The 19,940-nt window shown below is 69.5% G+C and carries 17 protein-coding genes and 4 pseudogenes; 14 read left to right on the plus strand and 7 right to left on the minus strand.

Annotated features, from left to right (window positions below):
- Positions 1-9: 9 nt before the first annotated feature.
- The gene (locus tag ACFJGX_RS03120) at positions 10-798 is read right to left on the minus strand and encodes an IclR family transcriptional regulator (protein WP_382322745.1); all 789 of its coding nucleotides are present in this window, start codon (positions 796-798) and stop codon (positions 10-12) included.
- A 154-nt stretch (positions 799-952) separates the two neighbouring features.
- On the opposite strand from ACFJGX_RS03120, the pseudogene ACFJGX_RS03125 reads away from it, so the two are divergent.
- The 5 genes and pseudogenes from ACFJGX_RS03125 to ACFJGX_RS03145 form a co-directional block, all read left to right on the plus strand.
- Positions 953-1,489, plus strand: a pseudogene (locus ACFJGX_RS03125) (FAD-dependent oxidoreductase); the annotation flags it as partial.
- A 163-nt stretch (positions 1,490-1,652) separates the two neighbouring features.
- Positions 1,653-2,339: an FAD-dependent oxidoreductase gene (locus ACFJGX_RS03130; protein WP_382328594.1), complete on the plus strand. Its 687-nt coding sequence runs from the start codon at positions 1,653-1,655 to the stop codon at positions 2,337-2,339.
- A gap of 224 nt (positions 2,340-2,563) precedes the next feature.
- Positions 2,564-2,782 (plus strand): annotated as a pseudogene (locus ACFJGX_RS03135) (Bug family tripartite tricarboxylate transporter substrate binding protein); the annotation flags it as partial.
- Positions 2,783-2,885: 103 nt separating this feature from the next.
- Positions 2,886-2,978, plus strand: a pseudogene (locus tag ACFJGX_RS03140) (hypothetical protein); the annotation flags it as partial.
- Between the two features lie 112 nt (positions 2,979-3,090).
- Positions 3,091-3,336 carry a tripartite tricarboxylate transporter substrate-binding protein gene (locus tag ACFJGX_RS03145; protein WP_382322744.1) on the plus strand — a complete coding sequence of 82 codons (246 nt, stop codon included), beginning with the start codon at positions 3,091-3,093 and terminating at the stop codon, positions 3,334-3,336.
- A gap of 97 nt (positions 3,337-3,433) precedes the next feature.
- On the opposite strand, the pseudogene ACFJGX_RS03150 reads toward ACFJGX_RS03145, so the two are convergent.
- A pseudogene (locus ACFJGX_RS03150) lies at positions 3,434-3,853 on the minus strand (DinB family protein); the annotation flags it as partial.
- A gap of 91 nt (positions 3,854-3,944) precedes the next feature.
- Here ACFJGX_RS03150 and ACFJGX_RS03155 point away from each other — a divergent pair.
- The gene (locus ACFJGX_RS03155) at positions 3,945-4,553 is read left to right on the plus strand and encodes a TetR/AcrR family transcriptional regulator (protein WP_382322742.1); all 609 of its coding nucleotides are present in this window, start codon (positions 3,945-3,947) and stop codon (positions 4,551-4,553) included.
- 69 nt (positions 4,554-4,622) lie between these two features.
- On the opposite strand, the gene amt is transcribed toward ACFJGX_RS03155, so the two are convergent.
- Both amt and ACFJGX_RS03165 read right to left on the minus strand, forming a co-directional pair.
- Positions 4,623-6,038: an ammonium transporter gene (gene amt, locus ACFJGX_RS03160; RefSeq protein ID WP_382163367.1), complete on the minus strand. Its 1,416-nt coding sequence runs from the start codon at positions 6,036-6,038 to the stop codon at positions 4,623-4,625.
- Positions 6,039-6,070: 32 nt separating this feature from the next.
- Positions 6,071-6,409 carry a P-II family nitrogen regulator gene (locus tag ACFJGX_RS03165; RefSeq protein ID WP_291124926.1) on the minus strand — a complete coding sequence of 113 codons (339 nt, stop codon included), beginning with the start codon at positions 6,407-6,409 and terminating at the stop codon, positions 6,071-6,073.
- Between the two features lie 333 nt (positions 6,410-6,742).
- On the opposite strand from ACFJGX_RS03165, the gene ACFJGX_RS03170 reads away from it, so the two are divergent.
- From ACFJGX_RS03170 to ACFJGX_RS03180, 3 genes are all read left to right on the plus strand, one after another.
- The gene (locus ACFJGX_RS03170) at positions 6,743-8,305 is read left to right on the plus strand and encodes a YifB family Mg chelatase-like AAA ATPase (RefSeq protein ID WP_382322741.1); all 1,563 of its coding nucleotides are present in this window, start codon (positions 6,743-6,745) and stop codon (positions 8,303-8,305) included.
- A gap of 63 nt (positions 8,306-8,368) precedes the next feature.
- Positions 8,369-9,970 carry a hypothetical protein gene (locus tag ACFJGX_RS03175; protein ID WP_382322740.1) on the plus strand — a complete coding sequence of 534 codons (1,602 nt, stop codon included), beginning with the start codon at positions 8,369-8,371 and terminating at the stop codon, positions 9,968-9,970.
- Between the two features lie 14 nt (positions 9,971-9,984).
- The gene (locus tag ACFJGX_RS03180) at positions 9,985-10,557 is read left to right on the plus strand and encodes a hypothetical protein (RefSeq protein ID WP_382327719.1); all 573 of its coding nucleotides are present in this window, start codon (positions 9,985-9,987) and stop codon (positions 10,555-10,557) included.
- A 60-nt stretch (positions 10,558-10,617) separates the two neighbouring features.
- Here the strand turns inward: ACFJGX_RS03180 and ACFJGX_RS03185 are convergent, their stop codons facing one another.
- From ACFJGX_RS03185 to ACFJGX_RS03195, 3 genes are all read right to left on the minus strand, one after another.
- Positions 10,618-11,595: a Bug family tripartite tricarboxylate transporter substrate binding protein gene (locus ACFJGX_RS03185; protein ID WP_382327721.1), complete on the minus strand. Its 978-nt coding sequence runs from the start codon at positions 11,593-11,595 to the stop codon at positions 10,618-10,620.
- Positions 11,596-11,611: 16 nt separating this feature from the next.
- Positions 11,612-12,616, minus strand: coding sequence for a dihydrodipicolinate synthase family protein (locus tag ACFJGX_RS03190; RefSeq protein WP_382322737.1), 1,005 nt, complete (start codon positions 12,614-12,616; stop codon positions 11,612-11,614).
- 137 nt (positions 12,617-12,753) lie between these two features.
- On the minus strand, positions 12,754-13,056 hold the full coding sequence (locus tag ACFJGX_RS03195; protein ID WP_382163373.1) for a hypothetical protein: 303 nt from the start codon (positions 13,054-13,056) through the stop codon (positions 12,754-12,756).
- 135 nt (positions 13,057-13,191) lie between these two features.
- Between ACFJGX_RS03195 and pobA the strand changes: the two genes are divergently transcribed.
- Genes pobA through ACFJGX_RS03220 form a run of 5 tightly spaced genes read left to right on the plus strand, consistent with a single transcriptional unit; the run spans position 13,192 to position 19,922 of the window.
- Positions 13,192-14,370 carry a 4-hydroxybenzoate 3-monooxygenase gene (pobA, locus tag ACFJGX_RS03200; protein ID WP_382322736.1) on the plus strand — a complete coding sequence of 393 codons (1,179 nt, stop codon included), beginning with the start codon at positions 13,192-13,194 and terminating at the stop codon, positions 14,368-14,370.
- The gene (gene ligA / locus ACFJGX_RS03205) at positions 14,370-14,783 is read left to right on the plus strand and encodes a protocatechuate 4,5-dioxygenase subunit alpha (protein ID WP_382163377.1); all 414 of its coding nucleotides are present in this window, start codon (positions 14,370-14,372) and stop codon (positions 14,781-14,783) included. Before pobA ends, ligA begins: the two co-directional genes overlap by 1 nt.
- Positions 14,776-15,639 carry a class III extradiol dioxygenase subunit beta gene (locus tag ACFJGX_RS03210; protein WP_382322735.1) on the plus strand — a complete coding sequence of 288 codons (864 nt, stop codon included), beginning with the start codon at positions 14,776-14,778 and terminating at the stop codon, positions 15,637-15,639. The genes ligA and ACFJGX_RS03210 overlap by 8 nt, the downstream gene beginning before the upstream one ends.
- 50 nt (positions 15,640-15,689) lie before the next feature.
- Positions 15,690-16,700, plus strand: a complete 1,011-nt coding sequence (locus tag ACFJGX_RS03215) for a Bug family tripartite tricarboxylate transporter substrate binding protein (RefSeq protein WP_382322734.1) — start codon at positions 15,690-15,692, stop codon at positions 16,698-16,700.
- A gap of 6 nt (positions 16,701-16,706) precedes the next feature.
- Positions 16,707-19,922 carry a 4Fe-4S dicluster domain-containing protein gene (locus ACFJGX_RS03220; RefSeq protein WP_382327723.1) on the plus strand — a complete coding sequence of 1,072 codons (3,216 nt, stop codon included), beginning with the start codon at positions 16,707-16,709 and terminating at the stop codon, positions 19,920-19,922.
- Positions 19,923-19,940: the final 18 nt, after the last annotated feature.

Raw genomic sequence — 19,940 nt, forward strand, 5'->3', positions numbered from 1 at the left:
CAGGCGATATCAGGGGGGGTATCGCAGCGGCGCCAGCTGCGCGGCGATGCGCTCGGCCTCGGCACGCAGCAAGGTCAGCAGGCGCGGCTGGCGGGCCGCCAGGTCGGCCCCGGTCGCGGCCAGGCTCAGCGAGGCCACCGGCGCCCCCGACGGGCTGCGGATCGCCACGCCCAGGGCGGCGATGCCCGGGATGATGTCCTCCTGGTTGAAGCCATAACCGAGCCGGCGCGAGCGCTGCACCATGCGCCGCACCGCCGTCTGGCGCGCCTCGCCCCGGCGCACGATGGCCTGCAGGTTCTGCGCTTCCAGCCGCGTCTGCTCGGCGCGGGGCAACGCGATCAGCATGGCGACCCCACCGGCCGAGAGGCTCAATGGGCGGCGCGTGCCCACGTCCACGGTGTAGGCCTTGAGTGCCTTGCGGCCCTCGAAGCGCGCCACGCACACCGACTCGGCGCCGCTGCGCACGTTCAGGAACACGATGTCGCGCGTTTCGGCGGCCAGCCGCGCGAGCCCGGGCGCGGCCAGGCGTTCGATCGCGAAGTGCGGCGCGGCGGCCACGCCGAACTCGTGGGCCAGCGGCCCCAGCGAGTAGCGCCGCGTGCCCGGCACCCGCACGGCCAGCCCCTCGTCGAGCAGGCAGGCCAGCATGCGGTGCACGGTCGAATGTTCCAGCCCGGCCTCCTGCGCGAGGTCGCTCAGCCGCCAGCCGGTGGCGGTGCGCATGGACAGCAGGCGCAGCAGGCCGATGGCGCGGTGCAGGCTGCGGGCCCCATCGGGCGAAGAAATGGCGGAAGACATTTTGTCCACTATACGGAAAAACCGGGCGCACCCATGCCCCTGCCATCGACCGCGCTCGGAATAATTTCCCCAGGGCCGATCACGGGATCGGCACACCAACGGAAAGTGGGACACGATGCAGACATTCGAGGATTTCGCGGTCACGCGCCAGGCGATGGACAGCGATGTGGTGGTGCTGGGCGCCGGCGCGGCGGGCGTGGCGGCGGCCCTGGCCGCGGCGCGCGGCGGCGCGCGCGTCACGCTGGTGGAGGCCGGCGCCCTGCCCGGCGGCGAGCTGGTCAGCGGCATGGCGATCGACGGCGCGCTCAACGCGCGCGGCGAATGGATCCTGGGCGGCACGGGCCGCGAGCTGCTGGCCGAGTGCGAGCGCCTGGGCGGCTACATCGGGCCGCTCAACGACTGGCGGCTGATCTGGTACGTGTGCCTGGACCCGGAGGTGATGAAGCTCGCGGTGGCGCGCTGCCTGGCGCGCGCCGGTGTGCAGCTGCTGCTGCACACCACCGCCACCGGCGTGGTGCGCGACGGCGGCACGGTGCACGCGCTGCAGGTGCGCAACAAGGAGGGCCTGACCGAGATCCGCGCGCCGCTGTTCATCGACTGCTCGGGCGACGCCGACATCGTGCGCGCCGCGGGCGGCCAGGCGCTGCACGGCGGCAGCCAGGGCGAGATGCAGCCGGTCTCCATGATGTTCCGCATGGCCGGCGTGCGCACCGCGCCGCTGCTCGAGTTCCTGCACGCGCACCCCGAGCACTTCGCGCTGGGCGAGAGCGAGGCGATCCGCCAGGGCCGCACCGACCAGGCCCTGGCGCAGGCCGCGCAGGCCCAGGGCGAGCCCACGGTGTTCCTCAAGGGCGATGGCCCGCTGGTGGCGGGCGCGATCGAACGCGGCGAGCTCTACCCCACGGCGCTCATCATGGTCCAGCCCACCTCGCGCCAGCGCGGCGAGGTCTGCCTCAACAGCACGCGCGTGGGCGGCATCGACGGCACCCGCACGCAGGCCCTCAGCGCCACGCTGGCCAACGCTGTCCGACCAGGTCTGGCAATGCAGCGCGTTCATGCAGCGCCATGTGCCGGGCTTCGAGCAGGCCGGTTTCAGCGGCATCGCCACCCGCGTGGGCGTGCGCGAGACGCGCCGCATCGTCGGCCACGACAGCCTGTCGGAAGACGACGTGCTGAGCGCGCGCAAGCGCGACGACGGCATCGCCAAGGGCTCGCACCACGTGGACATCCACCAGTCGGGCACCGGGCAGATCCGCATTCCGGTGCGCGATGGGGGTTCCTACGACATTCCCTGGGGCTGCCTGCTGCCGCAGGGCGTGCGCAACGTGGTGGCGGCCGGGCGCATCTTTTCCTCGGACCGCGGCGCCAACGGCTCGGCGCGCGTGATGGGCCCCTGCCTGGCCATGGGCCAGGCCGCGGGCACCGCCGCGGCCCTGCTGCTCGACAGCGGCGCCGGTGTTGCCGACTTCGCCACCTTGCCCGTGCAGGCGCTGCGCTCGCGCCTGCAGGCCGACGGCGCCATCCTGGACGGCACGCACTGATCCCGATTTCCCCCACCACAATGAGGAGACACACCATGAAAAAAACCATCACCGCCCTGCTGCTGGCCGCCTGCGGCCTCACCGCGCACGGCGCGAGCGACTACCCCAGCGCTCCCGTGCGCATCGTGGTGCCGTTCCAGGCCGGTGGCCTGACCGACATCCTGGCGCGCGCGATCGCGCAGCACGCCAGCCCGCGCCTGGGCCAGCCCTTCGTGGTGGAGAACAAGCCCGGGGCCAGCGGCAACATCGGCGCCGACACCGTGGCCAAGAGCAAGCCCGACGGCCTGACGCTGCTGATGGGCTCGATCGGCACCAACGCGGTGAACGCCCACCTGTTCTCGCGCATGCCCTACGACACGCTCAAGGACTTCACGCCCATCAGCCTGGTGGCCAGCGGCACGCTGATGCTGGTGACCAACCCGGCCGTGCCGGCCACCGACATGCGCTCGCTGCTGGCCTATGCGCGCGCCAACCCCGGCAAGCTGACCTACGCCTCCGGCGGCGCGGGGGGCCTCGCAGCACCTCGCGGGCGAGTTGCTCAAGACGATGGCGAACGTGGACATCGTGCACGTGCCCTACAAGGGCGTGGTGCAGGGCGTGACCGACGTGGTGGCCGGTCAGGTGAACATGACCTTCGACCTGGCCACGGTGGAGCCGCACATCCGCGCCGGCAAGCTGCGCCCGATCGCGGTGGCGCAACGCGCGGCGTTCGTCCGCCTTCCCCGAGGTGCCCACCATCGCCGAGTCCGGCGTGCCCGGCTACGAGGTCAGCGCCTGGTACGGCCTGTTCGCGCCGGCCGGCACGCCGCCGGCCATCGTGCAGCGGCTGCAGGCCGAGGTGGTGAGCGCGCTGAAAGACCCGGCCCTGCTGCAGCGCCTGAGCGCGCTGGGCGCCGAGCCCGCCGGCAGCACGCCCGAGGAGCTGTCGCGCTTCGTGCGCAGCGAGTACGACAAGTGGGGCAAGGTGGTCCGGCAGGCTGGCATCCGGCTCGACTAGAGACCCCCGCCGGTGCGGCCCGCCGCTGAGGCTCGCGGCCATGCAGGTGGACCGCGAAGGTGTCCCAGGGCAGTGGCGCGCCGGCCTGGCGAAGCAGGCGCCCCACCTCGCCCCGGTGGTAGCTGCCGTGCACGATCACGTGCAGCAGCATTTCCTCGCGCGTCATGCACCCTCGGTCTCCATCGGTGAAGGCGAAAGGCCAGGGCTCGGCCAGCGCCTCGGGGGTCAGGTCGCGCAGGTGGTCCAGGTACCAGCGGTCCGCGTTGCGCAGGGCCTTCCCCAGGGCCGCCAGCGTCGGCGTGTCGGGCGTGTTGTCCGCCGTGAAGCCGTGCGGCTGCCCGGTCAGGTGGGCCATGAAGATCCGGTTGACGGTCAGGACGTGGTTGAGCAGCCGCAGCGCGTCGTGCCGCGCCGGGGCGTGGCCCCCGGCATCGAGCCCTTGGAGTGCGTCGACGAGTTCGCCGTGCGCCCAGGCCTGGTAGCGGAACAGGCTTTGCAGCGATGCCAGAGAGCTCATGGCCCATCTCCTTCAGAATGTGAGTCAATGGCTCACATCCTCTGACCTGGGAGGCCGCATGTCTACTCGCATTCCCGCCGCGTCCGCGCCCATGCGCAAACAACCTCGCCAGGCCCGCTCGCGCACGACGGTGGACGCGATCGTCCAGGCAGGGGCTCGCATTCTGGGCCAGCGCGGCTGGGCGGGGTTCACGACCAACGCGGTCGCGGAGGCCGCCGGCGTGAGCATCGGATCGCTCTACCAGTACTTTCCCGACAAGCACGCGCTGATCGACGCGATCCGCCGCCAGCACCTGGACGATTGCCTGTCGGCGGTGCAAAAGCCGGCCGCCGGGAAAAGCCTGAGGCGGTACGTCGAAGCACTCGTCGACGACATGATCGCGGTGCACGCCGGGAACCCTGGCCTGCACCAGGTCCTGCTCGACGAGGTCCTGGCCGCCGAAGGCCTGCGCGACCCGCACAGCGCCTTCGAAAAAACCTACCTGGGCTGCCACGCCAGCGCCGTCGCCCACTACCGCGGCCAGGCGACCGCGGCGGCCGCGGACGCGCTCGCGGGCACCCTCGTGTCCGACGCGCTGGATGGCGTCATCCACAACGCCATCCGCCGCGGCGAGCTGGCGTCGACGGCGGTCCGCTCGGAACTGGTGCGCCTGCTGCTGCTGTACCTGAGGGACGTCGCCCGCCGCCGAGCCCCGGCATGAAAAAAGCCCGCGGGCCTGTCGGCTCGCGGGCTGGACCTCCCACCAGGGGGAGATCGATCCCAGGAGAACTCAGCGGTTGTAGGCCGTCTCGCCGTGCGAGGTGATGTCCAGGCCTTCGCGCTCGGCTTCTTCGCTGACGCGCAGGCCGACCATCATGTCCACGATCTTGTAGGCCACGAACGACACCACGCCGGACCAGACGATGGTCACAAGCACGCTCTTGATCTGCACCCAGAGCTGGGCGCCGATGGCGTAGTCGTCGGCCTTGACGCCGCCCAGGCTGGAGGCGGCGAACACCGCCGTCAGGATGGCGCCGACGATGCCGCCGACACCGTGCACGCCGAACACGTCGAACGCGTCGTCGGCACCCAGCATCTTCTTGAGACCACCCACGCCCCACAGGCAGACCAGGCCGGCGATCAGACCGAGGGCGATGGAGCCCATCGGGCCGATGAAGCCAGCGGCCGGCGTGACCGCCACCAGGCCGGCGACGGCACCCGAAGCGGCACCCAGCATGGAGCCCTTGCCCTTGTGCAGCGCTTCACCCGCGATCCAGGACAGCGTGGCCGCGCCGGTGGCGAGGATGGTGTTGATGAAGGCCAGACCGGCCACGCCGTTGGCGGCACCCGCCGAGCCGGCGTTGAAGCCGAACCAGCCGACCCACAGCAGCGAGGCACCGACCATGGTCAGCGTCAGGCTGTGCGGGGTGAGCGCTTCCTTGCCGTAGCCGATGCGCTTGCCCACCACGTAGGCACCCACCAGACCGGCGATACCGGCGTTGATGTGCACCACGGTGCCGCCAGCGAAGTCCAGCGCGCCGTCGGCGCCCAGCAGACCACCGCCCCAGACCATGTGGGCCATCGGGATGTAGCTGAAGGTGAACCAGATCACGGAGAACAGCAGCACGGCCGAGAACTTGATGCGCTCGGCGAACGAGCCCACGATCAGCGCGCAGGTGATGGCCGCGAAGGTCGACTGGAAGGCCACGAAGACGAACTCGGGGATCGTCGGCAGCAGGCCCGAGAGCGTGTCGGCCGTGATGCCCTTGAGGAAGACCTTGTCGAAGCCGCCCACGAACTTGCCTTCGCCCACGAAGGTCAGGCTGTAGCCGTAGACGCACCAGAGGATGGTGATCAGCGAGAAGATGACGAACACGTGCATCAGCACCGACAGCATGTTCTTCGAACGGGCCAGGCCGCCGTAGAACAGGGCCAGGCCCGGGATGGTCATCAGGATGACCAGCATGGTGGAGGTCAGCATCCAGGCGGTGTCGCCGGTGTCCAGCGCGGGCGCGGCAGCGGCCGGCGCGGCTTCGGCGGCGGCAGCGGGGGCTGCTTCAGCCGCAGCGGGGGCCGCGGCCGGCGCCGCTTCGGCAGGGGCGGCGGCCGCGGGGGCCTCCGCGGGCGCGGCGGTCTGCGCCATGGCGTTCAGGCCACCGAAGGCCAGGCCCATGCCCAGGAACAGGGTTGCGATGAGTTTTTTCATGTCCGTGATCTTTCTTGTTCAGGGGGCGGCGATCAGAGCGCTTCCTTGCCGGTCTCGCCGGTCCGGATGCGCACCACCTGTTCCAGGGAAGTGACGAAAATCTTGCCGTCGCCGATCTTGCCGGTGCGCGCGGCACCTTCGATGGCTTCGATCACGCGCTCGACGAGCTCGTCGGACACGGCGGCCTCGATCTTGACCTTGGGCAGAAAGTCGACCACGTACTCCGCGCCGCGGTACAGCTCGGTGTGGCCCTTCTGGCGGCCGAAGCCCTTGACTTCGGTGACGGTGATGCCTTGCACGCCCATGCCGGAAAGTGCTTCGCGCACTTCGTCCAGCTTGAACGGCTTGATGATGGCTGAAACCATTTTCATGCTGTGATTCCTCTTCTAGAACGGAAGGGTGCTCAGACCGGAGGGCCGACACCGCGGTTTGCGGAGGGACCATGGAACTCCACGGCCCGGATTCAATCGCTTACACCCCCAAGCATGGACCGTGCCAACGGCCCCCGCCCGCGTACCCCCCCGGGTTCGGGTCCTGGCGGCCACCTACAGTTGGGCCGCGCGCCCGGATTTTTCAGGCGCCACCGCCGCCCCGATCGCCCACGGCCACACCAAAGCTGTGCGCACCAATTGGGTGCGGCCCACGGGGCGCCTTTTGCCCCAGCGGGTGGCCTGGGCGCGCACCGAAACAGGGAGAAACCACACATGAGTCTGTCATTGGTGCACAGCCGCGCGCTGCTCGGCCTGGAAGCCCGCCCGGTCTGCGTCGAGGTCCACCTCGCCAACGGCCTGCCCAGTTTCACGCTGGTCGGCCTGGCCGACACCGGCGTGAAGGAAGCGCGCGAGCGCGTGCGCTCGGCCATCGCCAACGCGGGGCTGGAGTTCCCGTCGAACAAGCGCATCACCGTGAACCTGGCGCCGGCCGACCTGCCCAAGGACTCCGGCCGCTTCGATCTGCCGATCGCCCTGGGCATCCTCGCCGCCAGCGGGCAGATCGACGCGGCGCGGCTGGCCGGCTGGGAGTTCGCGGGCGAGCTCTCGCTCGGTGGTGAGCTGCGGCCGGTGCGCGGCGCGCTGGCCATGAGCCTGGCCGTGCACCGGCAGGACACCGAGCGCCCGACCCGCCTGGTGCTGCCGCCGGGCAGCGCCGAGGAAGCGGCGCTGGTGCCGCAGGCGCAGGTCTACCGCGCGCGCCACCTGCTCGATGTGGTCGCGCGCTTCCTGCCCGAGCGCGAGTCCGACACGGCGCCACCGCCGCCACCCGACGAGGCCGGCTGGGCCCGCCTGGCGCCCACCGCGCGCGCCGCCCTGCCCCGCTACCCCGACCTGATCGACGTCAAGGGCCAGGTGGCCGCCAAGCGCGCGCTGGAGATCGCCGCGGCCGGCGGCCACAGCCTGTTGCTGGTCGGCCCGCCGGGCTCGGGCAAGTCCATGCTGGCCCAGCGTTTTGCCGGCCTGCTGCCGCCCATGGGCACGCTGGAGGCGCTGGAGTCCGCCGCCGTGGCCTCGCTGGCCGGGCGCTTCAGCCTGGAGCGCTGGGGCCAGCGCCCGACCTGCGCGCCCCACCACAGCGCCAGCGCCGTGGCCCTGGTGGGGGGCGGCTCGCCGCCGCGGCCGGGCGAGATCTCCATGGCGCACCAGGGCGTGCTGTTCCTCGACGAGCTGCCGGAATTTCCACGCTCGGCGCTGGAGGCCCTGCGCGAGCCGCTGGAGAGCGGCCACATCCGCATCTCGCGCGCGGCCATGCAGAGCGAGTTCCCGGCGCGCTTCCAGCTCATCGGCGCGATGAACCCCTGCCCCTGCGGTTTTCTGGGCCACCCCACGCGCGCCTGTCGCGACACGCCCGACCAGATCGCGCGTTACCAGGGCAAGCTCAGCGGCCCGCTGCTCGACCGCATCGACCTGCATGTGGAGGTGCCCGCGCTGCCGCCGGACGACCTGCTGCACGGCGCGGCCGGCGAGCCCAGCGCCACCGTGCGTGAGCGCGTGCACCTCGCGCGCCAGCGCGCACAGGCCCGCCAGGGCAGCACCAACCAGACCCTGGCCGGGCAGGCGCTGGACGCGCACGTGAACGCCGAACCGGCCGCGCTGAAGTTCCTGCACACCGCCGCCGCGCGCCTGGGCTGGAGCGCGCGCAGCACGCACCGCGCCCTGCGCGTGGCGCGCACCATCGCCGACCTCTCGGGCGCGGAAGCGGTCGCCACCGCGCACGTGGCGGAGGCGGTGCAGTACCGCCGGGTGTTGCGACACTCAGAACCCCAAAAATGAGGTATTTACATTGATTTTTGGTTTTGAAAAATAGGAAGAAGGAATTCAAAATCAAGGATGCATATGCAAAAGGGACTTCGTTTTTGGTTATGGGTATTGCTGTTCCTCGGGGCCACCACGCACCTTCGGGCCAACGCCGAAGCCACATGCTTCTCCCTGTACTCGTGGGGCGATGTCTCCTTCCCCGCCGAGTGGGCGCTGACGCCGCAGCAAAAACTGCAGCACGAGTTCTTTGATGGTTATCGCGCCTACCGAGGGGATCCCTCCATGGCCGAATTCCTCTATGCGAGCTTCGGCGCCATCCCACTCCGATGTGATCCTCCGGCCCGTGGGCAGTACACCCGCTGTGAGTACTGGGGCGGGTCCACTTCATCAGGGGTGCTTTACAACGTTCCCGAGCCTTATAGCTACCGGGTGGAAGTGCGGGAACTGCGGGCGCTCAACACCCTCTGCGATGCCAAGGGGGTGTGCAAGCAGAGCGATGACCCCAACGCCTACGCAGCCTGCGTGACACCCACCTACATGCCCTACACCGTGACGCTGGTTGGCACCCACGACACCGTCGACAAGGAACTCACGCCCATCGATCTCACGGCCCAGGTATCGCTCGACGGCAGGCCGATCACCCAGCACCCCGTCAAGGTTCAGCTTTCCGACAACGGCCAGCATGGCGGCCTGCTGTGTGGGGCGGGATGCAACCACTGGCGAACCGACAGCAACGGCCGTCTGCTGCTGCAGTACGTGCCCAAGCAACGCTCCAACACCCCCATCACCTTCACCGCCACCTGCACCGACTGCAGCAACTCGGGGTGGTGGACGGTGAAGTCGCGAAAGGAAGTGGTGATCGGGTTCTTCAACGGGGTGGCGAATACGAGAGAGGCAGCACAGAAAAGCATTGACCGGCTCGAAGTCGAATTCGGCTCTCAGCACAATGAAGCGCCACTCAAGTACGACTGGTTCTACAACCAGACCGCTTGCGGGGAAGGTGTGATGGGCAAACCCTCGTGCCTTGAAGACGTGGCCGAGGTGTTCGAGCAGCGCAGCCGGGAACTGGGCGGCGTGTTCGCCGACCGCTGGGAAACCTTCTGGGACATTCTGACCGGGCGCCATCAGCACGACACCTCGACCACCGGGCGCCTGCTCCACCTGCTGGGCACCGGGGGAAACGCCTTGTTGCAGTGGCTGGACGCCACCGCCAGCGCCGCCCTCAACCAGCTGACAGCCAGCACGCTCAAGCTGCTCACGCTGTTCACCCAGTCCCCCACCTACGAAAACCGGGCCGCCCACCTTGAACGGCTGCTGCGCTATGCCGACGAGGGCGCCAGCCTGCTGCTGGTGGCCCACTCGCAAGGCAACCTCTTCGTCAACAACGCCCACGATGCCATCCGGGCTGCGCGTCCGAACGTCGCGGCCCAGGTGGTGCATGTCGCTCCAGCTTCGCCCACGCTGCGAGGCGACTATGTGCTCGCCAGCATCGACCTGGTCATCAACGGTTTGCGCCTCACCGGTGCCAACAGCGTGCCGCCCGCCAACATCACCATTCCCCCGCGCCTCAGGGACGCGACGGGCCATGGCTTCGAGCCTACCTACCTCGACACGGCGCGCGCGGCCTACGCCCGCACCCGGGGCTTGATCGTCCAGTCGCTGGACACGCTCATCCACTGACCCACCCACGCACCATGAACCATCATCGTTTTCTCATTTCAATGTTTTCGCTGTTGCTGGTCGCTTGGCTGCCGGCCTGCGGCGGTAACACCACGTCCAGCAACGCGCCGGGCGGCACGCCGCCCCCCGGTTCACCCGCCCCGGCATCGCCCACCCTGGCCGAACAGATCAAGGCCCTGGAAGACAGCGGCCAACTGCCCCAACTGGACCGCTCCAGCGATCTTCGAGGGCCCGATGGCGACAACAACGGCATCCGCGATGACATCGATGCCTGGATCGCGGCCCTGCCCATCACGGATGTGCAAAAGAAAGCAGCGCAACAGGCCGCCCGTGTGCGGCAAGCCGAGTTGCTGGTGGACCAGAACAACAAGGCCGAACTGGACAGGCTGGGCGATGTGTCAATGGCCAGTGTGAAATGCTTGCGACTATCTTTCATGCCTGACTACCAACAGGGCTATGACTTGAGCAGCAAGATCGAAGCCATCACCGCCAACACCAAGCTGCGCGCCAAGCAATACCTTGCCTACAACCGCGCTGTCTCGGGCAGCGCCGGTCGATTGCCCGAGGGCAACACGTGCGATCCCTGACCACGTCTGTCACCGTGGCATCCCATGGCGGACGCTCTTTCAACGACCCGTCGGAAGCCCCTAGTCGATCCGAATGCCCGCTTCCTTCACCACGCTGGCGTAGCGCTGCACGTCGTTCACCAGCGTGCGCATGAACTCATCGCGCGAACGCGGGGCGACCAGCTGCCCCAGGCCGGCCAGCTTGGCCTTGATGCCCTCCTGGGCGAGCGAGCGGTTCAGGCTGGCGTGGAGCTTGTCCAGCACGTCGGTGGGCGTGCCGGCCGGCGCAAGCAGGCCGAGGTTGCTGGAGATGTCCACGTCCTTGATGCCCGACGAGGCCAGCCCGGGCACGCCGGGCAGCATGGGGGAGGGGTTGGCGCTGAGCACCGACAGCGCGCGCAGGCGGCCACCGGCGATGTGCGGCACGGCGCCGGCGTCGGCCACGGTGAAACGCACTTCGTTGGACAGCAAGGCGGTGAGGGCCGGGCCCACGCCTTTGTAGGGCACGTGCAGGAATTTGACGCCGGCCGAACGGGCCAGCAACTCGGCCGAGAGGTGGGGCGCCGCGCCGTTGCCGCTGGAGGCGTACGTGATCTCGCCGGGCTGGGCGCGCGCGGCCTGGATCAGCTCCTGCACCGTGTGTTCGCGCGCCGCGCTGTTGACGGCCAGGATGAAGGGCGACTCGGTGACGAAGCCCACCGCCGTGAACGACTTCACCGGGTCGTAGCTCAGCTTGTTGTACAGCGCGGCGGCCGACGCGTGGCTGATGGTGCCGGTGATGTAGAGCGTGTGGCGATCGGGCGCGGCGGCCGCGACGTTGGCCGCCCCGATGGTGGTGCCGGCGCCGGGGCGGTTGTCGACGATGACGGGTTGCCCCAGGTCCTGCGCCATGCGCTCGGCGATCGTGCGGGCCGCGACGTCGGTCGAGCCCCCCGGCGGGAAAGGCACGACCAGGCGGATGGGCCGGTTCGGGAAAGGCGCCTGCGCGTGCGCGGGCATCGCCAGCGCGGCGGCCATGCCGGCCGCGGAGATCAACACGGTGCGACGGTTGGGGTTCATGGTGAGGGCCCTCGGGTCAGATGGATTGTTCGGCTTCGCTGCGCACCACGTCCAGGCCGCAGGCGGACATCAGCCGGGCCAGCGTGCGAATCTCTTCGGGGCGGGGGCGCGGCATGGGCGCGCGCATCAGGGGCGAATCGATCAGGCCGCGCAGCCAGGTGGCGATCTTGTAGCGCACGTGCAGTCGGCCCGGCTCCGAATACACGTATTCGTGCAGCTGCGCCATGCCGCCGTTCCAGATCTCGCGCGCGGCCTTCAGATCGAGGCGCTCGAAGGCCTCGATGTGCGCCAGCATGGGCTCCATCGCGTAGTTGAAGGAGCCGCTGATGGCGCCGTCGAACTGCCAGCCGGAGGCCAGGTAGTCGTGGAAGAGGTGGGCACTGGACGGCAGGACCGCCACGTTGGGCAGGTGCTCACGCAGCGCGCGGGCGATCACCCGGGCGCCCTGGGGCGAATAGGTCATCTTCCAGCCCATCACATTGGGCACGGCGCGGCAGATCGCCAGCGTGGCCTCCAGCGGCAGGCCCAGCCCCCACTGCGGTGTGGCGTTGGAGATCGGGTGCGCGAAGATGGGCAGGTCCACCGCCTCCTGCTGCAGGCGGATCTGGTCCAGCCACACCTCGGGGTAGCGGGCCGCGTCCCAGGCCACCGACACGTCCATGGAACCGGCGGGCGGGATGACGAAGATGCCGTCCACGCCGAATTCCTTGGCGTCCTGCGCCGCCTGCACGGCGTCCTTGGTCGTCCAGCCGAAGGTGCCGGCCAGCACCGGCAGCCGGCCGCGGGCTTCCTCCATCACGATCTCCAGCACGCGGCGCTTCTCCTCGCGGCTCAGGTACGAGACCTCGCCCGCTTCGGGGTTCGCGATCAGGCCGCCGACCTGAGCGAAGCGGTGGTCCGCGTAGTAGCGCACCAGCCGGCGCAGCCCGGGCTCGTCGATCTCGTCGTCCTTCAACGGAAGGACCATGGCGGTGTAGAGGCGGTGGGACAGTTTTTTCCGGTCGTCGTCGGACATGGGCATGTGAGGTCTCCTGAGGGCATTGAAATGGCGGTGTCCACGCACGAGATCTCTTGCCCGACCCATGCCAAGAACGGTTCCGAGCGGGAATTACAGCCCCAGCCCGTCCCTGCATCAAGCGGAAGATTTTGAACAACTCATCAGGAAGATTGAACAATCCAGGAGGGGTCGGCCGTCCGGCGGCGGGCGGCCCGTTCCAGCCGCGCCCGCAACGCGAGGTCGTCCCACGGCATGGCCTCGAGGCAGTAGCGCCACTGCGCCTCGGGCACCGGTGCACCGGACTCCATGGCATCGCACAGGCGCAACACCGCCAACCTCCGATGGCGAAAGCGGATGCTGCGCTCCAGCAGCGCCATCAGGGCCTCCTGCGCGCGCTGTGGATTCGCCCCGGCGCACGCGGCCTGTTGCTTCATGGCCCGCACGGCCGCTCTGCTTCTGCTCATGCCGGCATTGTGGTTCCGCGTGCGCGTTTCAGGTGATCGCTCGAAGCGATCGCTATAGCACCGCGCTGACTTGTTGCGGACGGAGGGTCTTCCTACGATCCGCCCCACTCAACCAGCGCCTTTTTGCACATCACCATGAAAACCCAAGTCGCCATCGTCGGGGCAGGCCCGGCGGGCATGCTGCTTTCGGAAATCCTTCACCACCACGGCATCGACAGCGTCGTCGTGGAACGCCAGAGCCGCGACTACGTCCAGGCGCGCATCCGCGCCGGCGTGCTGGAGCAGACCACCGTGGACATGCTGCGCCAGTACGGCCTCTCGGCGCGCATGGACCAGGAAGGCCATGCGCACGACGGCATGAAGATCGTGTGGGCCGGCCGCAGCGAGTTCTTCATCGACGTGCACAAGCACGTGGGCAAGCGCTTCGTCGCCTACGGCCAGACCAGCATCCAGGAAGACCTGTTCGCGGCGGCCGACCGGCGCAACGCCCGCGTGATCTTCAACGCGGGCGAGGTCGCGCTGCACGGTGTCGACACCGATGCGCCCAGCGTCAGCCTGCAGCTCGATGGCCGCCGCGTCACCATCGAGTGCGACTACATCGCCGGCTGCGATGGCTTCCATGGCGTGTCCCGCCGCGCGATCCCGGCCGACGTGCTGAAGGAGTTCGAGAAGATCTACCCGTTCGGCTGGCTGGGCATCCTCACGCCGCAACCCCCGTTGCCGGACATCGTGTACGCCAACCACCCGCGCGGTTTCGCGCTCGCGTCCATGCGCAGCCCGACGCTGAGCCGCTACTACATCCAGGTGCCGCTGGACACCAACATCGAGGACTGGCCGGACGCGCGCTTCTGGTCCGAACTCAAGGCGCGTTTTCCGGCCAGCATGGCCGCCTCGATCGTGGAGGGGCCTTCGATCGAGAAGTCCATCGCGCCGCTGCGCAGCTACGTGGCCGAGCCCATGAGTTACGGCCGGCTCTTCCTCGCCGGCGACGCGGCGCACATCGTGCCGCCCACGGGCGCCAAGGGCCTCAACCTCGCCTTCTCGGACGTGCACTACCTGAGCCGCGCGCTCGATCACCGCTACCGCACCGGCAGCCCGGACCTGCTGGCCAGCTACAGCGAGACGGCGCTGCGGCGCGTGTGGCACTCCGTGCGCACCTCCTGGTACCTGACCAACCTGCTGCACCGCTTCCCCTCCTCGACCGCCTTCGACCAGCGCGCGCAGGAGTACGAGCTGGATTTCCTGAAGTCCTCTCCCAGCGCGCAAGTGGCCCTTGCCGAACAGTACGCCGGCCTCCCTTTGGAACACACCTGATGACACCCCAGACACGCGACTACCACGACATCCCGGGCACCTACGTGTTCGACGGCACCCATCAGCGCATGGGCTACGGGCTCAACATGTTCTGCAAATCGCTGGACATCGCGGACCACCGCGACGCCTTCCGCGCCGACCCGCAGGGCTGCCTGGCCCGCTACCCGATGACAGAGGCCCAGCGCGAGGCCGTGCTCCAGCGCGACTGGCTGGCCCTGCTGCGCCTGGGCGGCAACATCTACTACACCTTCAAGCTGGCCATCTTCGACGGCCTGAGCATGCAGCACGTCGGGGCCGCCATGTCGGCCACGCCGACGACGGTCGAGGACTTCCGGCGAATGATGGTGGGCGGCGGCCGCGCGGTCGCGGGCCTTCGCAGCCGGCAACAGAACCGGGAGGCGGCCCATGGCTAAGGTGATTGGTGGCGTGGGCACCTCGCACGTGCCCGCGATCGGCGCCGCGGTCGATGGCGGCAAGACGCAGGAGCCGTACTGGAAGCCGGTGTTCGACGGCATGCAGGCGGCCAGGGACTGGATCGCGCGCGCGAAGCCGGACGTCTGCATCGTCGTCTACAACGACCACGCGTCCTGCTTTTCCCTGGCGCTCACGCCCACGTTCGCGCTGGGGGTGGCCGAGCGCTACCAGCCGCACGACGAGGGCTACGGCCCCCGTCCGGTGCCGGTGGTCCAGGGTGCGCCCGAACTGTCCTGGCACCTGGCCGAATCGCTGATCCTGGACGAGTTCGACATCACGGTGGTTTCCGAAATGACGGTGGACCACGGCCTGACGGTGCCGCTCTCCGTGCTGTTCGGCCAGCCGACGTCCTGGCCCTGCCAGGTGATCCCGCTGTGCGTGAACGTCATCCAGTACCCGCCTCCCACGGGCCGGCGCTGCCTGAAGCTGGGCCAGGCGATCCGCAAAGCCATCGAGGCCTACCCCGCCGACGTGCGCGTGGCCGTGATCGGCACCGGCGGCCTCTCGCACCAGCTGCAGGGCGAACGGGCCGGCCTGATCAACGCCGAATTCGACAACGCCTGGCTGGACGATTTTGTCGCCGCGCCCGAGCAGGTCGCTCAAAAGGACCACCTCGAACTCCTGCGCGAAGCCGGCTCGGAAGGCCTGGAGTGCGTGATGTGGCTCGTCATGCGCGGGGCCCTGCAAGCCGAGGTCGACGTGGTGCACCGCTTCTATCACGTCCCGGCGTCGAACACGGCCTACGGGCTGCTCGTGCTCGAGGACGTGGACCCCCCGCTTCACACCACCACCTGACGATCCGGCCACGCATCGGATCGCGCCCCCTCACCCCACCAGGAGACAACATGACAACGACATCCCCACGGCCACACCGCTCTCGACTCTCGACCTGGATCGGCCGCCTGGCGGTCTGCGCCGCGCTGCTCCCGGGCGCCCATGCCGCCAGCGCCAACACGCCCGCCGACTGGCCAAGCAAACCGATCCGCCTGATCGTCGGCTTTCCGCCCGGCAGTTCCCCGGATGTGATCGCGCGGGCCCTGGTGCCGGGGCTGACGGAGGCGCTGCGCCAACCCGTGGTGGTGGAGAACAAATCGGGCGTGACCGGCATGATCGCCGCCGAGGCCGTCGCGCGCGCGCCCAACGACGGCTACACCTTCCTGGTGACGTCCGGCAGCGCGATGTCGATTTCCGTGCACACCCTGCCGCGCCTGCCGATCCAGCCGGACAAGGACCTGATGCCGGTGGCCGCGGCGGCCCGGATCGAACTGTTCCTGGTGTCGGATGCGCGCCTGGGCTTCAACGACTTCCAGGGCTTCCTGGCCTACGCCAAGGCCCACCCCGGCAAGCTGTCCTACGCGACCCCGGGCAACGGCAGCGCGCCGCACGTGGCGGCCGAGATGCTCAAGGAGCAGGCCGGCATCCGGGCCGAGCACGTGCCCTACCGGGGCTCGTCGCCCGCGCTGCAGGACCTGCTGGGCGGTGTCGTGCAGTTCGCCTTCGACCCCGGCATCGCGCTCGAACACATCCGCGCGGGCCGGCTTCACCTGCTGGCGGTCGGCACCACCAAACGCTCACCGCTGTTCCCGGCCACGCCCACCATCCAGGAGCAGGGCCTGGCGGGCTTCGACGCGGGCACCACGCACGGCGTCTACGCCCCCGCCGGCACCTCCGCGGCGATCGTGGCCCGGATGAACGCCGAGATCAACAAGCTGCTGGCCTCGGCAGCGGTGGCGCAACAGATCCGCGCCCTGGGCGCGGAAGCCACGCCCATGACCCCCGCGGACTTCGGGGCGCAGATCCGGCGCGACAGCGAGCGCTACGGCGCCATCGTCAAAGCCCGCGGCATCAAAGAGTAAACCGCCATGCGCCTCTTCTCCCATGACGAACGGCCCGTGCACCTGGGCGCCTACCCCAGCGAGCGGCTGAGCCGCCGGGCCGCCGCGCCCGACCTGGACCACATTCGCGAGACCGGCGTGCTGCGCCCACCGCGCGAACCCGGGCCCCGTTCCACGCTCGCGTCCTCCATCAGCCGCTTCATGTGCGCGCTCGACCAGGTGCGCGAAGGCGACCGCAACCCGACCGAGGCGGAGATTCCCTCGAGCCCGCGCGAGCGGGCCGAACACCTCAAGTCCGCCGCCTACTTTCTGGACACCTCGATCGCGGGCGTGTGCCGTCTGGATGCCGGTGATCTGCTGGCGCAACCGGTGGAACACCCGGACTTCCGCACCGCGACCTACGAGCAGTCGGAAACCAAGCTGCGGCTGCGCTTCAACCCCAACGCCGTGCTGCGCCAGATGAAGCGTTCGATGGCCTTGTGCGAGTCGGGCATCGAGCACCACACGCACGCGCTGGTCCTGATGGTCGAGCACCCCCGCGACCCCTCGAAGGACGAGCCCGGTTCGGACTGGATCGTCGGCATGCAGGCCTGGCGCGCCGCGCTGCGCGCGGCCGAGACGGCGGCGGTCCTGGCAGACTACCTGCGCATCCTCGGCTACGAAGCACGCAGCCACACCGCCACCACCACCAACGTGAACCTCCTGCGCCTGGCGGTGTCCAGCGGGTTGGCGCGGCGGGAAGGCGACACCGTCGTCAACCCCTTCATCGGCGACCGTTTCGGCCTGGCCGTGGTCACCACCAACCTGGCGCTCGAGCCCGACCAGGCCCTGGCGCCACCCTCGCTCGCCGAACGCTTCCATGCCCAGGGCCCGAGCTGGTGGATCGGCTCGGCGAGCCCGAAGAACGCCTCCAATGCGATCGACTTCCAGGGCCGCCACTACCGGGACAGCCGCTACCCGGTCGAGACGCTCAAGCGGGTCGACGAGACCACCACCTACATCGACGAAGCCCGCATCCCGCGCGTGCCCAAGAGCAGCGAGTTCTTCCTGCGGGCCGCGTTCGGCGACCTGGGCAAGACCACGCAGGACATGTCCAAGGACGGTTATTCGGTCGCCAAGGCGCCCCTGGCCGCGGCGCTGCGCCTGGCGCTGAACGTGTACTCGGTGCTGCAGCGGGGCGAGCCGGCGGCCGAGCAGGCCCCCTACAGCGATCCGGCGCACAACGCGGACCTGGTGAAGGCGACGCTGCACTTCCTCGGCGCGGACCTGGCGGGCCTTTCCCGCGCGCCGGCGTGGGTCTGGTACTCGCACCGGCAGGACGGCACCGAAATGCCGGTGGCCCACCCCTTCGCGGCCACCGTGATGATCGACCAGGGCTACGAAACCATGGAAGGCGCCTCGGGCGACGACTGGATCTCCAGCGCCCAATCGATGCGCACCTACATGCGCGCGGGCCTGGTGTGCGGGGTCCTCGGCGACCACCTGCGCAACCTCGGCTTCAGCGCCACGGCCCATTCGGCGGCCGACAGCGACGTCATCCAGACCCCGCTGGTGCTGCTGGCCGGCCTGGGCGAGGTCAGCCGGATCGGCGAGACGATCCTCAACCCGTTCCTGGGCCCGCGCAGCAAGACCGGCGTCATGACCACGGACTTTCCGGTCCAGCCCGACAAACCCATCGACTTCGGCCTGCAGAACTTCTGCGACTCCTGCAACAAGTGCGCGCGCGAGTGCCCATCGGGCGCGATCTCGGCGGGTCCGAAGGTGATGTTCAACGGCTACGAGATCTGGAAAGCCGACGTCGAGAAATGCACGCGCTACCGGATGACCAACCTGGGCGGCGCCATGTGCGGCCGCTGCATGAAGGCCTGCCCCTGGAACCTGCCCGGGCTGGTGCAGGAGAAACCCTTCCGGTGGGCGGCCATCCACATGCCGGTCGCGGCCCAATGGCTCGCGCGGCTGGACGATGCCCTCGGACGGGGTGGCATCAACGCCAGGAAAAAGTGGTGGTGGGACATCACGAACGATGGCACCGGCCGGATCGTGCAGGCCCAGGAGGTCAACACGCGCGGCCTGAACAAGCACATCCGGTTGAAGCACGAAGACCAGACGCTGGCGGCCTACCCCGCGCCGCTGGCCCCCCTGCCCCTGCCGATGCCCAGTCCCCTGGACCGCGAGGCCGGCATCGAGGCGTACCGGCAGCTGCTCAGCCCCCAGCAACACCAGCAGCGCATCAAGGACGGCGACACCGACAACCTCGTTCCGCCCCTGCGCCCGCTGGTCGAGGCGCCGCCCGTGATCGTCGCGCGCATCGGCCGCCGCTGGCAGAGCTCGGCCGACGGCAAGATCGACCTGTTCGAGATCGTGTCGAAAGACGGCCAGCCCCTGCCCGCCTGGGCGGCCGGCGCCCACGTCGACGTCACCGTCACGCCGGAGTACATCCGGCAGTTCAGCCTGGCGGGCAACCCCGCCGAGCGCGGGCACTACCTGCTGGGCATCCTGCGCGAGGACCAGGGCCGGGGGGGCTCGCTCAAGATCCACCAGATGCTGCGGCAGGACACGCCGGTGGTGATCTCGCGGCCGCGCAACCACTTCCCCATCGTGCCCTCGGCCCGGCGGCACGTGCTCATGGCCGGCGGCATCGGCGTCACCCCGCTGATCGCGATGGCGCACGAGCTGCACGCGATGGGCGCCGACTTCGACCTCTACTACAAGTCCAGGACACGGGCCCAGGCCGCGTTCATTCCGGAACTCGAGGCCATGCCCTGGGCCAGCCGGGTGCACTTCCACTTCAGCGACGAACGCCGGCTCGACATCGCGGACGTGCTGCGCGATCCGGTGCCGGACAGCCACCTGTACACCTGCGGCCCCTCGGCCTTCATGGACGCGGTGTTCGACACCGCCAGCGGATTCGGCTGGCCCGAGGAGAGCCTGCACCGGGAGTACTTCTCGGTCCCCGAGGCCCCCGCGCGCGCGCGCCACCCCTTCGTGCTGCGCCTGGCGCGCTCCGCCAGGACCATTCCCGTGACCGCCGAGCAATCGGCGGTGCAGGCGCTCGCCGCCTGCGGGCTGCAGGTGGACGTCAAGTGCAGCGACGGCCTGTGCGGTGTGTGCGCCGTTCCCTACATCGAAGGCGAGGTGGACCATCGCGACTTCGTGCTGAGCAAGGAACAACGGAAAACCAGGATGGTGCTGTGCTGCTCCCGCGCCGCCGAGGCGGATGCGGAGGTCGTGCTGGATCTGTAACCGGCGGCGCCGCCAGGC

The sequence above is a fragment of the Hydrogenophaga sp. UC242_50 genome, assembly GCF_042697355.1.
GTDB lineage: Bacteria > Pseudomonadota > Gammaproteobacteria > Burkholderiales > Burkholderiaceae_C > Hydrogenophaga.

What these genes read in the sequence shown, in the direction of transcription:
- ACFJGX_RS03220 (WP_382327723.1), top strand. Translation starts at nt 16,707, where the DNA reads ATGCGCCTCTTCTCCCATGACGAACGGCCCGTGCACCTGGGCGCCTAC.
- ACFJGX_RS03130 (WP_382328594.1), top strand. Translation starts at nt 1,653, where the DNA reads ATGGCCCGCTGGTGGCGGGCGCGATCGAACGCGGCGAGCTCTACCCCA.
- amt (WP_382163367.1), bottom strand. Translation starts at nt 6,038, where the DNA reads ATGAAAAAACTCATCGCAACCCTGTTCCTGGGCATGGGCCTGGCCTTC.
- ACFJGX_RS03210 (WP_382322735.1), top strand. Translation starts at nt 14,776, where the DNA reads ATGGCTAAGGTGATTGGTGGCGTGGGCACCTCGCACGTGCCCGCGATC.
- ACFJGX_RS03215 (WP_382322734.1), top strand. Translation starts at nt 15,690, where the DNA reads ATGACAACGACATCCCCACGGCCACACCGCTCTCGACTCTCGACCTGG.
- ACFJGX_RS03170 (WP_382322741.1), top strand. Translation starts at nt 6,743, where the DNA reads ATGAGTCTGTCATTGGTGCACAGCCGCGCGCTGCTCGGCCTGGAAGCC.
- ACFJGX_RS03195 (WP_382163373.1), bottom strand. Translation starts at nt 13,056, where the DNA reads ATGAGCAGAAGCAGAGCGGCCGTGCGGGCCATGAAGCAACAGGCCGCG.
- pobA (WP_382322736.1), top strand. Translation starts at nt 13,192, where the DNA reads ATGAAAACCCAAGTCGCCATCGTCGGGGCAGGCCCGGCGGGCATGCTG.
- ACFJGX_RS03155 (WP_382322742.1), top strand. Translation starts at nt 3,945, where the DNA reads ATGCGCAAACAACCTCGCCAGGCCCGCTCGCGCACGACGGTGGACGCG.
- ACFJGX_RS03175 (WP_382322740.1), top strand. Translation starts at nt 8,369, where the DNA reads ATGCAAAAGGGACTTCGTTTTTGGTTATGGGTATTGCTGTTCCTCGGG.
- ligA (WP_382163377.1), top strand. Translation starts at nt 14,370, where the DNA reads ATGACACCCCAGACACGCGACTACCACGACATCCCGGGCACCTACGTG.
- ACFJGX_RS03165 (WP_291124926.1), bottom strand. Translation starts at nt 6,409, where the DNA reads ATGAAAATGGTTTCAGCCATCATCAAGCCGTTCAAGCTGGACGAAGTG.
- ACFJGX_RS03185 (WP_382327721.1), bottom strand. Translation starts at nt 11,595, where the DNA reads ATGAACCCCAACCGTCGCACCGTGTTGATCTCCGCGGCCGGCATGGCC.
- ACFJGX_RS03120 (WP_382322745.1), bottom strand. Translation starts at nt 798, where the DNA reads ATGTCTTCCGCCATTTCTTCGCCCGATGGGGCCCGCAGCCTGCACCGC.
- ACFJGX_RS03190 (WP_382322737.1), bottom strand. Translation starts at nt 12,616, where the DNA reads ATGCCCATGTCCGACGACGACCGGAAAAAACTGTCCCACCGCCTCTAC.
- ACFJGX_RS03180 (WP_382327719.1), top strand. Translation starts at nt 9,985, where the DNA reads ATGAACCATCATCGTTTTCTCATTTCAATGTTTTCGCTGTTGCTGGTC.